Origin of the sequence: Piscicoccus intestinalis NBRC 104926 (assembly GCF_001515525.1) — a bacterium.
In the GTDB taxonomy this organism is placed as follows: domain Bacteria; phylum Actinomycetota; class Actinomycetes; order Actinomycetales; family Dermatophilaceae; genus Kineosphaera; species Kineosphaera intestinalis.
In genome coordinates this window covers 19,925-34,167 of the sequence record NZ_BCNQ01000034.1, presented here as the reverse complement: position 1 = coordinate 34,167, position 14,243 = coordinate 19,925, and the positions used below count along the sequence as shown (strand labels likewise).

The 14,243-nt window shown below is 72.0% G+C and carries 13 protein-coding genes and 1 other RNA gene; 10 read left to right on the top strand and 4 right to left on the bottom strand.

Annotated elements, in window-relative coordinates; genetic code table 11:
- Positions 1-633 (top strand): histidine phosphatase family protein (locus PINTE_RS07730; protein ID WP_169798479.1); only part of this gene is annotated, 633 nt, incomplete at its 5' end.
- A gap of 173 nt (positions 634-806) precedes the next feature.
- Here PINTE_RS07730 and PINTE_RS07725 read toward each other — a convergent pair.
- Positions 807-1,577 carry a YaaA family protein gene (locus PINTE_RS07725; RefSeq protein ID WP_068428251.1) on the bottom strand — a complete coding sequence of 257 codons (771 nt, stop codon included), beginning with the start codon at positions 1,575-1,577 and terminating at the stop codon, positions 807-809.
- A gap of 17 nt (positions 1,578-1,594) precedes the next feature.
- On the opposite strand from PINTE_RS07725, the gene PINTE_RS07720 reads away from it, so the two are divergent.
- From PINTE_RS07720 to PINTE_RS07695, 6 genes are all read left to right on the top strand, one after another.
- Positions 1,595-3,052, top strand: a complete 1,458-nt coding sequence (locus tag PINTE_RS07720; RefSeq protein ID WP_068428249.1) for an RNB domain-containing ribonuclease — start codon at positions 1,595-1,597, stop codon at positions 3,050-3,052.
- 268 nt (positions 3,053-3,320) lie between these two features.
- Positions 3,321-3,706: RNase P RNA component class A (rnpB, locus tag PINTE_RS07715), an RNA gene on the top strand.
- 207 nt (positions 3,707-3,913) lie between these two features.
- Entirely contained in the window at positions 3,914-4,588 is a 675-nt protein-coding gene (locus PINTE_RS07710) for a FadR/GntR family transcriptional regulator (protein WP_068428246.1), read from the top strand.
- Between the two features lie 149 nt (positions 4,589-4,737).
- Complete coding sequence (locus tag PINTE_RS07705) at positions 4,738-6,162, top strand: four-carbon acid sugar kinase family protein (RefSeq protein WP_068428243.1); 1,425 nt, start codon at positions 4,738-4,740, stop codon at positions 6,160-6,162.
- A gap of 78 nt (positions 6,163-6,240) precedes the next feature.
- Positions 6,241-7,146 carry an NAD(P)-dependent oxidoreductase gene (locus PINTE_RS07700; protein ID WP_068428240.1) on the top strand — a complete coding sequence of 302 codons (906 nt, stop codon included), beginning with the start codon at positions 6,241-6,243 and terminating at the stop codon, positions 7,144-7,146.
- Positions 7,147-7,149: 3 nt separating this feature from the next.
- Complete coding sequence (locus PINTE_RS07695) at positions 7,150-8,544, top strand: GntP family transporter (RefSeq protein ID WP_068428237.1); 1,395 nt, start codon at positions 7,150-7,152, stop codon at positions 8,542-8,544.
- A 128-nt stretch (positions 8,545-8,672) separates the two neighbouring features.
- Here PINTE_RS07695 and PINTE_RS07690 read toward each other — a convergent pair whose 3' ends face one another.
- Positions 8,673-10,130, bottom strand: coding sequence for a GuaB1 family IMP dehydrogenase-related protein (locus tag PINTE_RS07690; RefSeq protein ID WP_174524000.1), 1,458 nt, complete (start codon positions 10,128-10,130; stop codon positions 8,673-8,675).
- Positions 10,131-10,210: 80 nt separating this feature from the next.
- Between PINTE_RS07690 and PINTE_RS07685 the strand changes: the two genes are divergently transcribed.
- Positions 10,211-10,888, top strand: a complete 678-nt coding sequence (locus tag PINTE_RS07685; RefSeq protein ID WP_068428233.1) for an MBL fold metallo-hydrolase — start codon at positions 10,211-10,213, stop codon at positions 10,886-10,888.
- A 32-nt stretch (positions 10,889-10,920) separates the two neighbouring features.
- On the opposite strand, the gene ppgK is transcribed toward PINTE_RS07685, so the two are convergent.
- Positions 10,921-11,697, bottom strand: coding sequence for a polyphosphate--glucose phosphotransferase (ppgK, locus tag PINTE_RS07680; RefSeq protein WP_068428230.1), 777 nt, complete (start codon positions 11,695-11,697; stop codon positions 10,921-10,923).
- A gap of 142 nt (positions 11,698-11,839) precedes the next feature.
- On the opposite strand from ppgK, the gene PINTE_RS07675 reads away from it, so the two are divergent.
- Positions 11,840-12,028 carry a methionine aminopeptidase gene (locus tag PINTE_RS07675; protein ID WP_068428267.1) on the top strand — a complete coding sequence of 63 codons (189 nt, stop codon included), beginning with the start codon at positions 11,840-11,842 and terminating at the stop codon, positions 12,026-12,028.
- A gap of 176 nt (positions 12,029-12,204) precedes the next feature.
- Here the strand turns inward: PINTE_RS07675 and PINTE_RS07670 are convergent, their stop codons facing one another.
- On the bottom strand, positions 12,205-12,612 hold the full coding sequence (locus PINTE_RS07670; protein WP_068428227.1) for an SRPBCC family protein: 408 nt from the start codon (positions 12,610-12,612) through the stop codon (positions 12,205-12,207).
- Positions 12,613-12,831: 219 nt separating this feature from the next.
- Between PINTE_RS07670 and PINTE_RS07665 the strand changes: the two genes are divergently transcribed.
- Positions 12,832-14,169, top strand: a complete 1,338-nt coding sequence (locus PINTE_RS07665) for a glutamine synthetase family protein (protein ID WP_068428224.1) — start codon at positions 12,832-12,834, stop codon at positions 14,167-14,169.
- Positions 14,170-14,243 lie beyond the last annotated feature (74 nt).

The following is a 14,243-nucleotide window of genomic DNA, read 5'->3' as shown; positions in this document are numbered from 1 at the left end:
CGGGTGGTGCTCGTGCGGCACGGCGTCACGGAGGCCAACCGCGACGGGCGCCTCGCCGGCCGCGGCGGCGCCGACCTCGACCTCGACGGCGAGGGGCAGCGGCAGGCGCACCGGCTCGCCGCCGCATTGCACGCTTTTCTGGGCGATCGGCACCTCGGAGACGGTCCCGACCCGGTCCGCGTCGTCGCCTCGAGCCTGACCCGGGCGCACCGCACCGGCCAGCTCGTCGCCGCGCGCTTCGGCGTGCCGTGCGCCGCGGAGTCCGACTGGGACGAGCAGGATTACGGCGACCTGGAGGGCCGCACGATCGCCGAGCTCGCCGCCTCCGACCCGGACGGCCTGCAGCGCCTGCGTCGCGACGCGCAGGCCGCCTGCCCCGGTGGGGAGAGCCACGCCGACCTCGAGGAGCGCGTCGTCGCGGCCTACGAACGCGAGGTCGCCGCCGGCGGCACCGTGGTCGTCGCGACCCACCGCATGGCCATCCTCGCGGTGCTCGGGCACGTGCTCGGCGCCGACCTCGAGCACGTCTGGCGCCTGGCGATCGCCCCGGCGTCGATGACGTCGGTGCGGGTCTGGCCCGACGGCGCCGTCTCCGTCGAGTTCGTTAACGACACCTCCCACCTGCGCGACTGACCGTCTCCGCCCCCCGCATGTCGCGGCACACCCCCGCGTCGCCGACCTTCGCCGCGCATCCCCCCGAACCTCGCCGACCTTCCCTCAAAACTGCGTGTCGTGGTGAGAACTGCAGTCCGGACTGCAGTTCTCACCACGACACGCAGTTTTCACGGACGTTGGCGGACGTTGGGTCACGGGTGGGCGGGGGTGATGCGCAGCTGCCAGGGACGGCCGGGGCGGTCGGGTTCGGCGAGGTCGGCGCGGAAGCCCCGGTCGGCGCGCAGGTGTGCATCGAGCGCCTCGGCGAGCCCGGTCGGGGTGCGGGCGTCCAGCCCGTGTTCGCAGATCGTGCGCACGACGAGGCCGCGGGTGTGCTTGGCGCCGTGGGTCGCGCCGGGGACCGCGATGTGCACCCACCGTGCCGCCGCGTCACCCGTCGGCCGCCAGGCCGCGACGTAGTGGGCCGACCGCGTGTCGACGACGAGGCCGCGGGCGGCGGCCGGGGTGAGCGCCTCGTCGAGCACCGGCCGCCACAGGGCCGGCAGCGCGGGCAGCCCCGGCACCTTCGTCGACATCGACAACCGGTAGGGCGCGACCGAATCGCGCAGCCGCACCGCCCCGTAGAGGGCGCTGACGACGACGATCCAGCGGGTCGCCCGCGCCCGCGCCGGTCCGGTGAGGGACGCGACCTCGAGGGCGTCGTAGAGCACCCCGGTGTACAGCTGCGCGACCGGGGTCGCCGGGGCCTGATGCAGCGCGAGGTTCTGATCGACCTGGTCGGCGAGGGTGTGCGGGAGCCCGAGCAGCCGGGCCCCCTCGACCCCGCCTCCGACGTCGGCGAGGGCCTGGGTGACCTGGTCGCGGGTCTGCGCGAGCACGGGGAACGACAGCCGATCGGGCCGCATCGGGGCGCCGCGGCGGCGGGGAGCCTTGGACTGCGACGGCGGGAGCAGGATCAACACGCTCCTAAGGTAGGGACATGACGCTGCGACGTGTCCGACTCCGGCCCGAAACCGGCGCGGCGGCGCTGACCGCCGCCTTCGCGAAGATCCGCGCGGAGAACGAGGTGCCGGACGAGTTTCCGCCCGAGGTGCTCGCGGAGGCGCAGGAGGCGGCGCGGTCGACGACGCCGCCGGAACGCGACGAGACCGGCGTCGAGTTCATCACTATCGACCCGCCGGGCAGCAAGGACCTCGACCAGGCGCTGGCCATCGACGCCGACGGCTCGGGCTACCGGGTGCGCTACGCGATCGCCGACGTGCCCGCCTTCGTCGCACCCGGCGGGGCCGTCGACCTCGAGGCGCGGCGCCGGGTGCAGACCCTCTACCTGCCCGACGGCCGCAGCCCGCTGCATCCGGCGGTGCTCTCCGAGGGCGCCGCGAGCCTGCTGCCCGACTCCGAGCGCAGCGCCTACGTGTGGGACCTGCGGCTCGACGCCGACGCGGTGGTCGCCGAGACGCAGGTGTACCGGGCCCGCGTGCGCAGCCGCGCCCAGCTCGACTACGCCTCGGTGCAGGCCGACCTCGACGCCGGCCGGGCGCCCCGCGTCATCGAGCTGCTCGCGCAGGTCGGCCCCCGCCGGATAGACCTCGAGCTGGCCCGCGGCGGCGCGAGCCTGCCGATGCCCGAACAGGAGGTGCACGTCGAGGGCAGCGGCCCCGACGCGGTCTACCGGCTGCGCTACCGCCCGCCGGCCCCGGTCGAGGACTACAACGCCCAGATCTCGCTGCTGACCGGCATGGCCGCGGCCGACCTCATGCTGCAGGGCGGCGTCGGCATCCTGCGCACGATGCCGCCACCGGACGAGAAGGCCGTGAGCCGGTTCCGGCGCGTCGTCGCCGCCCACGGTCTGTCGTGGCCCCAGGAGCAGAGTTACGGGGCGTTCCTGCGCGGGCTCGACCGCACCGACCCGGTGCACTTGGCGATCATCCACGAGGCGACCGGTCTGTTCCGCGGAGCCGGGTACACGCCCTTCGACGGAACCCGCCCCGAGCAGGTGGAGCACGCGGCGGTCGCGGCCGCGTACGCGCACGTCACCGCGCCCCTGCGCCGGCTCGTCGACCGCTTCGGCCTGGCCGCGTGCGCCGCCCTGAGCGCGGGCGAGGAGGTGCCCGACTGGGTGCGGGCGGCGCTGCCGGAGCTGCCCGAGATCATGCGCGCCGGCGACCGGCGCGCGTCCGCGATCGAGCGGGCCTGCACCGACGCCGTCGAGGCCGCCGAGCTGCACGACCAGGTGGGTCAGGAGTTCGCCGCGGTCGTCGTCGACGACCGCGGCGAGAAGGGTTACGTCGTCGCCCTCATCGACCCCGCGATCGTCGCGCCGTGCCGCCGCCCGGAGGGCGCGGCCGCGCCCGCCGCCGGTGACGCCGTGCGGGTTCGGCTCCTCGAGGCCGACATCGAGGCCCGGCGGGTGAGCTTCGAGATCGCCGGCCGCTGACGGGCGCGCGCAGGTGGTCGTCGTCACTCACCTGCCGCAGGTCGCGACCTTCCTTCGCCCGCCGGCGCGGGCGGCGCGGGCGGCGCGGGCGGTCGCGGCGGGGCGGCGTGGCGGGGGGCGAGACGAAGTTGGCTGACACACTCGGATCCCGGCCGCGGCGACGCCCTCGTGAGCTGCGGTGATGCCCGCCGTCGGCGGCCTCCCCGGCGAGTATGTCAGCCAGCTTCGTCTCGACCCGCGGGGGGCACGGCTATCCTGGGCGGGCGGATGAGTCGGCCAGGCGGTCGCGTCGGCCGCGCCCGGCTCGCGCCGGGCCGGCCGCCGAGGAACGTCCGGACTCCGTAGGGCAGGGTGGTGGCTAACGGCCACCCGGGGTGACCCGCGGGACAGTGCCACAGAAAACAGACCGCCCGCGAACCGCTCGGCCACGGCCGGGTAGGCGCGGGTAAGGGTGAAACGGTGCGTGTAAGAGACCACCAGCGCCCCAGGTGACTGGGGCGGCTCGGTAAACCCCACCCGGAGCAAGACCAGACAGTGCGCGTTCGAGGGCTGCCCGCCCGAGCGCACGGGTAGGTCGCTAGAGGGTCACGGCAACGTGCCCCCGAGATGGATGACCGCCCTCGACAGGATCCGGCGTATCGGCCGGCTCATCCGCTTTCCTGTTGCGGCGCAACGGTTTTGTGCCGACAACCACTCCGTTTTGGACTGCCAGCCACTCTGCTGCGGCCCCGGTAGGTCCCCGCGCCGTCGCCTCGCGCCGTCGCGCATCGACACACGCGCCGGGGGAGGGGTTGTGCACCGCCAGGTCCCTCGCTAACATCAGACCTCAGAGGACTTATCCCAACGGCGAAGGAGCCGACGATGAGCGCGACCCGAGTCGACGAGGCCGTCGAACGCCTCGTCGCGCGCATCGTCGCGGGGGAGTTCGACGAGCGGCCGCTGCCGCGCGAGCAGGACCTCGCGCAGGAGGTGCAGGTCAGCCGGCTCACCCTGCGCGAGGCCGTCAAGGTGCTCAAAACCAAGGGCGTGCTGCGGGTCGAGCAGGGCCGCGGCACGTTCGCCAACCCGGTGAGCCGGTGGGATTCGGTCGACCTGGTCGCCCGCGCCGCCGGCGCCAGCGGAGACGGGCGCCGCACCGCCGAGCAGCTCGTCGAGGTGCGCCGCTTCATCGAGACCGCCGCCACCGGACTGTTCTCGGCCGCACACGGCCCCGACGACCTGACCGGGCTGCGGCGCTGCGTCGAGCGGATGCGCCGGGCCGACGCCGAGGCCGACGTCGCCGAGTTCGTCGAGGCCGACCTGGAGTTCCACCAGATCATCCTCGACGGCTGCGGAAACCCCTTCGTCGGCGTGCTCTTCCGGCCCATCGACGACCTGCTGCGCGCGGCCCGCTGGGAGACCTCGTCCAAGCCGCGCGTGCGCACCCGGGCCATCGCCAAGCACGAGCAGATCCTGGCGGCGCTGTCCTCCGGCACCCGCGAGCAGGCCGAGGCTGCCATGCTCGCCCACATCGAACAGACCCGCGAGGACCTGTGAGCCCGTCAGTCGTTGAGCCCCCGAGAGCCTGAGCCTCTGAGGGGCCCTGAGCCGCCCCGACCGCCCAAGGCCCGACGCACAGGCCATAGCCCACGGACTCTTAACCTCTGACCTCTGACCTCTGACAACACCCTTACGAAGGAGTAGGAATGGCAACACTGGCCGAACTCGTCGAGGGCGTCCCGCAGGGACCGGCCGTCGACCCCGCGCAGGTGGCGAGCAGCGTGCGGGAGTCGGGCCGCGTGCTCGTCGTGCTCGACGACGACCCGACCGGCACGCAGTCCGTCGCCGACCTGCCGGTGCTCACCGGCTGGTCGGTCGAGGACCTCACCTGGGCCCTCCAGCAGGGCGAGCCCGCCGTCTACGTCATGACGAACAGCCGCTCCCTCGACGCCGCGGACGCCGAGCAGCGTAACCGCGAGGTCGCCACCGCCGCCCTGGAGGCGTCACGCGCCACCGGCGTGCCCGTCGGCTTCGTCTCCCGCAGCGACTCCACCCTGCGCGGCCACTTCCCGCTCGAGCCGAACACCCTGGCCCACGTGCTCGAACAGGCCGGGAGCCCGATCGACGGCATCGTGCTCGTGCCCGCCTTTCCCGAGGCCGGCCGCCTCACCGTGCACGGCGTGCACTACGCGGGCTCGGCCGCCGCCGGCTTCACCCCGGTCGGCGAGAGCGAGTTCGCCAAGGACGCGACATTCGGCTATGAGTCCTCGAACCTGCGCGACTGGGTCGCCGAAAAGTCCGGCGGCAGCATCGCCGCCGACGACGTCGTGCTCATCGACCTGGCGACGTTGCGCTCGGGCCCGGAGGCGGTCGCGCAGGTGCTCGCCGGCGTCACCGAGGGCCAGGTCGTCGCCCCGGACATCGTCGACGAAAACGATCTCCTCCTGCTCGCGCTGGGGCTCGAACAGGCCGAGCAGGGCGGCAAGAGGTTCGTCTACCGGGTGGGCCCCCCGTTCGGCCGCGGTCGCATCGGCCAGACCCCGCGCACCCCGCTGACCAGCCAGGACGTCCAGGCCATCACCGGCCAGGGCGCGCGCACGACGGGCGGGCTCATCGTCGTGGGCTCCCACGTCGGCCTGACCACCCGCCAGCTCGACGCGCTGCGCGAGCGCCGCGCCCCCACCGAGATCGAGATCGACGTGGCCGCCGTGCTCGACGCCGAGCGTCGCGATGCGCACCTCGCCGACATCGTGAGCCAGGTCGTCGCCGGGCTCGCCGACGGCAATGTCGTCGTGCGCACGAGCCGAGTGCTGGTGCGCGGCGACGACGCCGACGCCTCCCTGAACATCGCCCGTCAGGTCTCGGCCGCGGTCGTGCACGTGGTGCGCCAGACCCTCGCCCAACAGGCTCCGCGCTTCGTCGTCGCCAAGGGCGGCATCACCTCCTCCGACGTCGCCACCCTCGGCCTGCAGATCACCCGCGCGTTCGTGCGCGGCCCGATGCTGCCCGGCATCGTCTCGCTGTGGGAGCCGGTCGACGGCCCGGCCGTCGGCATCCCCTACATCGTCTTCGCCGGCAACGTCGGTGACGAGCAGTCCCTGGCCGACGTCGTCGACACCCTGTGCGCCTGACCGCAGCTTGTCCTCATCACACGACACAACCGCTTGTCCCATCCCTGCACAACAAACCGCAGAGAAAGAAGAGATCTCATGTCCACACTGAGTGACGTCACCGTCGCCGTCCTCGGCCTCGGCGCCATGGGGTTGCCCATGGCGACCAACCTCGTCGACCACGGGGCCGCGGTGCGCGGCTTCGACATCGCCCAGCCTCGCCTCGACCTGGCGGCGCAGGCCGGCGTCACCGGCTGCGGCAGCGCCCGCGAGGCCGCCGCGGGCGCCGACGTCGTGCTGCTCGCCGTGCGCAACGCCGCCCAGCTCGACGACGCGCTGTACGGCCCCGACGGGGTCGTGCAGACGCTGCCCGCGGGCGCCACCGTGCTGCTCACCTCGACCGTCGGCGTCGACGCGGTCCGCGACGTCGCGGCCCGGCTCACCGACTCCGGGCACCGCATCGTCGACGCCCCGATCTCCGGCGGCCCGGTGCGGGCCGGCGCCGGCGACCTGCTCGTCACGGTCGGCGCGGACGACGACGCGTGGACCGCCACCCAGCCCGTGCTCGACGCCATGGCCGGCACCCTCGTGCGGGTCGGCGACAAGGCCGGCGACGGCCAGGCGATGAAGACCGTCAACCAACTGTTGTGTGGGGTGCACATCGCGGCCGCGGGCGAGGCGCTCGCGCTGGCCCGGGCTCTGGGCCTGGACCCGAAGCTCGCGCTCGACGCCCTCATGGCCGGTGCCGCCGCCTCGTTCATGCTCGGCGACCGCGGGCAGCGGATGCTGCAGGCCTACGACGAGGGCGGCGCGGAGGTCAAGAGCCGCCTCGACATCTTCGTCAAGGACATGGGCATCGTCACGACCGCCGCCAAGTCGGTGCACCTGGCGACCCCGGTCGCCGCGGCCGCCGAGCAGCTGTACCTGCTCGGCGAGGCCCAGGGCAAGGAGGCCGCGGACGACTCCGCGGTCGTCACCGTCGTCGCGCCGAACCCGGAGGGCTGAGTCATGGGCGTCGGAATGCTGCTCGCGATCGCGCTGATCGCGATCCTCGTGCTGCTCGTGTTCGTCATCAAGTTCGAGTTCTCCGCCTACGTCTCGCTGCTCCTGGTCGCCATGGGCACCGCGATCGTCGCGGGCATCCCGATCGCCGACGTCGTCCTCGTGATGATCGAGGGGATGGGCAAGGTGCTCGGCTCGGTGGCGATCATCGTCGGCCTCGGGTCGATGCTCGGCCGGATGGTCGAGGTCTCCGGCGGAGCCGAGGTGCTCGCCACGAAGTTCACCGAGCGCCTGGGGCAGAAGCGGGTCGTCGCCGCCGTGACGATCGCGGCGTTCATCCTCGGCATCCCGGTCTTCTTCGACGTCGGCTTCATCATCCTCGCGCCGATCGTCTTCGCGTTCGCCAAGATCGCCGGGCTGCACCCGGTGCGCATCGGGCTGCCGGTCGCCGGGGTGCTCATCGTCGTGCACGTCGCGCTGCCGCCGCACCCCGGACCGGTCGCCGCGGCCGCGTCGATCGGCACCAACGTCGGGCTGATGACGCTGCTCGGGCTCGTGCTGTGCGCGATCGTCTCCGTCGTCGGCTTCTTCGTCGCCAAGCTCCTCAAGGTCGAGCACATCACCCTGCAGGAGTCGCCCGCCACCGAGGCGCTCGCCGAGGGCGACGAGACCGGCTCCGGTGCGTCGGGAGGCGGTTCGGCCCCGACCGATCTCGCGGTGCGCACCCGCCCCGGCGCCGGCCTGATCACCACGCTCATCGTGCTGCCGATCGCGATGATCATGGTCGGCTCGGTCACGGCGACCCTGCTGCCCAAGGGCGACCCGGTGCGCGACGTCGCCGCCTGGCTCGGCGCGCCGACCACCGCGCTGCTGGTCGGTGTCATCGTCGCCTACTTCGCGATCGGCGCGAAGACCGGCTGGAACAAGACCGAACGCACCAGCGTGCTCGACTCGGCCCTGCCGATGGTGGCGGTCATCATCTTCGTCACCGGCGCTGGCGGCGTCTTCGGCAACGTGCTCGTCGAGACCGGCATCGGCGCGGCGCTGTCGAGCTGGCTCACCGATCAGGGGCTGCCGCTCATCGTCGCGGGCTACCTCATCGCGCTCGCGCTGCGGGCCGCGCAGGGTTCGGCCACGGTGGCGATCCTCACCGCCGCGGGGCTCATTCAACCCGGCATCGCCGCGGGCGGCTACACCGAGCTGCAGGTCGTCGTGCTCACGCTCGCGATGTGCTTCGGCGCCGTCGGCCTGAGCCACATCAACGACTCCGGGTTCTGGATCGTCACCAAGTACCAGGGCCTGTCGGTCGCCGACGGCCTGCGCACGTGGACCGTGCTCTCGACGGTGCTGTCCGTCGTCGGCTTCGTGCTCACCCTCGGAGTCTGGGCGTTCGTCGCCTGAGCCCCCCACGCCCCGAGACCCACGCCCCTGAGAACTGCGTGTCGTGGTCGGAACTGCAGTCCGGACTGCAGTTCTCACCGCGACACGCAGTTCTCAGCGTCGTTTGTCGGGCTGCGCCGTTGGCGGTCTCACCAGGAGGTGTGGCGGGGGCGGCCCTCGTCGTAGCCGGCGCTGGACTGCAGGCCGACGACGACGCGGGAGTGGAACTCGCCGATGGTCGCGGCCCCGGCGTAGGTGAACGAGCTGCGCACGCCGGAGACGATGTGGTCGATGAGGTCCTCGACGCCGGGCCGCTCGGGATCCAGGTACATCCGCGAGCTGGAGATGCCCTCTTCGAACAGCGCCGACCGCGCGCGGTCGAAGGCGCTGGCGGACCGGGTGCGGTTGCGCACCGCCCGTGAGGACGCCATGCCGAAGCTCTCCTTGTAGAGCCGCCCATCATTGTCGCGCTGCAGGTCGCCGGGGGATTCGTGGGTGCCGGCGAACCACGAGCCGATCATCACGCTCGCCGCCCCGGCCGCGAGCCCGAGCGCGACGTCGCGGGGATATTTCACGCCGCCGTCGGCCCACACGACGCCGCCGAGATCCTTGGCCGCGGCCGCGCACTCCATGACCGCCGAGAACTGCGGGCGGCCCACCCCGGTCATCATGCGGGTCGTGCACATGGCGCCCGGCCCGACTCCGACCTTGACGATGTCGGCGCCGCCGAAGACGAGGTCGCGTGCGCCGTCGGCGGAGACGACGTTTCCGGCCGCGATCGGCACGCGCCGGCCGCTGGCCGACTCGAAGTCCGCGCGGGCGCGCACGGCCAACGCGAGCGCCTCGAGCATCTTGTCCTGGTGGCCGTGGGCGGTGTCGACGACGAGCACGTCGGCCCCCGCCTCCAGCAGGGCGGTGGCCTTGCCGCGCACGTCGCCGTTGATGCCGACCGCCGTGCCGACCATGAGCCGGCCCGCCCCGTCGAGCGCGGGGGTGTAGATCGTCGACCGCAGGATGCCCCGGCGCGTCAGCATGCCGACGAGCCGGTCGTCCTCGACGACGGGCACCGTCGCCAGGTGATGCGCGGTCATCCGGTCGAAGACCTCGCGGTGGTCGGCGTCGCGGGTCACGGTCAGCATGTCGTCGGTCATCACCTCGCCGACGGTCGCGTACCGGTCGACCTCCTGGCAGTCGCGTTCGGCGATGACGCCGATCGGGCGGCCCTCCTCGACGACGACCGCGACCCCGTGGGCCCGCTTGCCCACGAGCGAGAGGAACTCGGCGACGGGTGCGCCGGGAGAGATCGTGATCGGCGTCTCGAGCACGGGGTCGGCGGCCTTGACCCGCCGGATCGAACTCGCGATCGCCGGCAGCGGGATGTCCTGCGGCAGAATCGCGATCGCGCCGCGGCGGGCCACCGTCTCCGCCATCCGCCGGCCGGCGACAGCCGTCATGTTCGCGACCACGAGCGGCACGCTCGTGCCGACCCGGTCGGGCGTCGTCAGGTCGACGGCGAGGCGCGACCCGACGTCGCTGCGCGAGGGCACCATGAACACGTCGTTGTACGTGAGGTCGTGCGCCGGGGTCTGGCCGTTGAGGAATTCCACGGTGGGCATCGTACGGGCCGCCGGTCGGATCGCCCGATTTCCCGGGTCGCGCGAGGGGCACATCTCGTTAGGGTGAGGCCATGCGTCTGACCAGCTTCGGCCATTCCTGTCTGCTCGTCGAGGTCGCCGACCTGCGGGTGCTGCTCGACCCGGGCACCTTCTCCTCGGGCTTCGAGCAGCTGCGCGACCTGGACGCCGTCCTCGTCACCCACCAGCACCCCGACCACTGCGACCCCGACCGGTTCGCGCCGCTCGTCGAGGCCAATCCCGGAGCCCGAGTGCTCCTGGAGACCCAGACCGCCGACCAGCTGCGCGACGGCGGCCTGCGGCGCGACGTCGAGACCCTGACCAGCGGAACGGACGTCACGCTCGAGAGCCGCGGCAGCGCGCTGACCGTCAGCCCCGTCGGGCAGCGGCACGCGATCATCCACGCCGACATCCCGCGCATCGACAACACCGGTGTCGTGCTGCGCGCCGACGGCGAGCCGAGCTTCTTCCACCCCGGCGACGCCCTCGACGCCGAGCCCGGTGACGTCGACCTGCTCGGCGTGCCGCTCAACGCCCCGTGGTGCGCGATGAAGGAGACGATCGAGTTCGTCCGCCGCATCGGGGCCCCGCGGTTCGTGCCGATCCACGACGGCCTCCTGGCCGAGAACGGCCGCGAGCTGTACCTGCGACAGGTCACCAACCTCTCCGGCGAGGTCATCGACGGCCTGAGCGTGCTCGACCTGGCCGACCGCAAGCCCGCCCAGGCCTGAGGAGCTCGCCCTCGGGCCCGAGCGGGGCGAGTTCAGCTCGGCTGCTTCAGTTCCGCGTCGTGCACCGCCTGCCAGGCGGCGCCGATGATGCCGGCGTCGTTCTGCAGCACGGCGGGGATGATCTGGGTGCGCAGATCGAGCTTGGGCAGGTATTTCTGCGCCTTCTTGCTCACGCCGCCGCCGATGATGATGAGGTCGGGCCACAGCAGGTTCTCCACGTGCGAGAAGTACCGCTGCAGACGCTTGGCCCACTTGCCCCAGGAGAGGTCCTCGTTCTCCCGGGCGCTGTTCGCGGCGCGGGTCTCGGCGTCGTGCCCGTCGAGTTCGAGGTGACCGAGCTCGGTGTTCGGCACGAGAATCCCGTCGACGAACAGGGCCGAGCCGATACCCGTGCCGAGCGTCGCCATGAGCACGGTGCCCTTGATCCCGCGTCCGGCACCGAACTGCATCTCGGCGACCCCGGCGGCGTCGGCGTCGTTGAGCACCGTGACGGCTCGTCCGAGCTTTTCGCGCAGCAGCGACTCCGCGTCGGTGTCGATCCAGGACTTGTCGATGTTGGCGGCAGAGCGCACGACACCGTGCGTCACGACCGCCGGCACCGTAATGCCGATCGGTTGCCCGGCGGTCTGGCTTTCGAACGCCCCGAGGACCTGCGCGATGACGTCTGCGACGTTGCTCGGAGTCGACTCCCCGGGCGTCTCGATGCGTTGCCGCTCCGTCGCGAACTCGCCCTGGTCGAGGTCCACCGGAGCGCCCTTGATGCCACTGCCGCCCACATCGATACCGAGAGGGAAGGTCTTGTCGGCCATGTCTGCTCCTGCCTGATCCGTGTCGTTCGGGCGAAGTCTAGGCGGGCGGCCCCGGGTGGAAGCGCCTTACGCGACCTCCCGCTGCTGACGGCGCGCGCCTACAGTGGTGCCAGCGGCTCACCGTCGACCCGGGAGGTTTGTGATGCAGTACTGGTACAACGTGAAGACCGGCCAGGTGGAGGACGACGACAACAAGTCCGCCGGTGAGAACATCATGGGCCCCTACGGCTCCCGCGACGAGGCGTCCCGCGCCCTGGAGACCGCCCGCGAGAAGACCGAAGCCTGGGACGAGGAGGACCGCCGCCGCCGCGAGGAGGACGGCCTCGACTGAGCTCGCCGAGCCGGGCCAGCCCGGGCAGCCCGGCCAGCCCCGCTGCGAGTGCGCAGGGCGCTGACTCCGGCGAGAACACCCAGCCACGACGAAGGCCCCGCGCGATCGTTCGCGTCGGGGCCTTCGGTGCGTCCGGGTAACCGTCGGGCGCAGCCGGCTCGGTCGGCTCAGCCAGCTCAGACCTGGGTCAGGCGGTGCATCGCGGCGTCCCAGCGCTGCGACAGGGCCTGGCGGTCGGCGTCCTGCGGCAGGTGCTCGTGGCGCAGGGTCAGCAGCGTGCCGTCTCCCTCGGGGGTCATCTGCAGGTCCACCATCGTCGGAGGAGCCTCGTCGTCGGCGTGCCAGGACACGCGCACCTGCTGCTCGGGATGGTAGCTACGCGTCACCCCGTACGTTCCGTCGCCCGCGCGCCACTTGTCCCCCTTGCCGCCGAGCATCGCTCCCTCGCCCAGGAAGGCCTCGATGCCCTCCTTCTGCGTCAGTCGCGCCCACACCTCACCGACCGGCCGCGCCACGTGCTGGACAACCTCGATGGTGTCCGGCCGATCGGTGTCCGGTTCGGACCCGGCATTCTCCACGGTCATCGCAACCTCCTCGATCCCATCTCGCCGGCGACCCGGCGAGCCATGCTGGTCAGTCAACCTCATCACCGATGCGCTCGGGATGCAACGCACTCACGAACGTTGCTCGAAGATCCCGAAAGATCCCCGAAAGATCCCCGACGGCCCGGCTGGTTCGATGCAACACCCGCCTCCCGCGTGGTCGGTGCGTCGTCAGCCGCGGTGGTGCGGCAAGATCGTCCTATGGATCGTCAACAGGAGTTCGTGCTGCGCACGATCGAGGAACGCGACATCCGCTTCGTGCGCCTGTGGTTCACCGACGTTCTCGGCACGCTGAAGTCGGTGGCGGTCGCACCGGCCGAGCTCGAGGGCGCCTTCGAGGAGGGACTGGGCTTCGACGGCAGCGCCATCGAGGGCTTCTCCCGCGTCACCGAGTCCGACATGCTCGTCAAGCCCGACCCGAGCTCGTTCCAGGTGCTGCCGTGGCGCGGCGCCCCGCCCGGCACCGCCCGCATGTTCGCCGACATCCTGCTGCCCGATGGCGCCCCGAGCTACGCCGACCCGCGGTTCGTGCTGCGCCGGGCGCTGGCGAAGGCCTCCGACATGGGGTTCAGCTTCTACACCCACCCCGAGATCGAGTTCTTCCTCTTCAAGACCCCGATGCGCCCCGGTCAGGCTCCGGAGCCCGTCGACCAGTCGGGCTACTTCGACCACGTGCCCCAGGGCCTCGGGCAGGACTTCCGGCGCCGGGCGATCACGATGCTGGAGTCGATGGGCATCTCGGTGGAGTTCTCCCACCACGAGACGGGGCCCGGCCAGCAGGAGATCGACCTGCGCTACGCCGACGCGCTGTCCACGGCGGACAACATCATGACGTTCCGCACGGTCATCAAGGAGGTCGCCCTCCAGCAGGACTGCTTCGCCTCCTTCATGCCCAAGCCGTTGTCCGGCGCGCAGGGCTCCGGCATGCACACCCACCTGTCGCTGTTCGAGGGCGACCGCAACGTCTTCTACGAGGGCGGCTCGCGGTATCAGCTGAGCAAGGTCGCGCGCCAGTTCATCGCGGGTCTGCTGCGGCACGGCAGCGAGATCGTCGCGGTCACCAACCAGTGGGTCAACTCCTACAAGCGGCTCTGGGGCGGCGGCGAGGCCCCGGCCTACGTCTGTTGGGGGCACAACAACGGCAGCGCGATGGTGCGGGTGCCGATGTACAAGCCGTCGAAGGAGAACAGCTCTCGGATCGAGGTACGCACCCTCGACCCCGCGTGCAACCCCTACCTGGCGTTCGCGGTGCTGCTGTCAGCCGGGCTCAAGGGCGTCGAGGAAGAATACGAGTTGCCCGAGGAGGCCGAGGACGACGTCTGGGCCCTCACGGAGGCCGAGCGGCAGGCGATGGGCATCGCGGCGCTGCCGACGTCGCTGCACGAGGCGATCGCGACGATGGAGCGTTCGGAGTTGGTCGCCGAGACGCTCGGTGAGCATGTCTTCGACGTCTTCCTGCGCAACAAGCGTCAGGAGTGGAAGGATTACCGAGCCCAGGTCACCCCGTTCGAACTCGAGCGTCTGCTGCCCATCCTGTAGCCAGCCGGCGCCGGTTCGATCTCGTGCGGCGGTCATCTGGGTCCTCGCGGGGCCGCCGGTGGCCTCGACGAGCG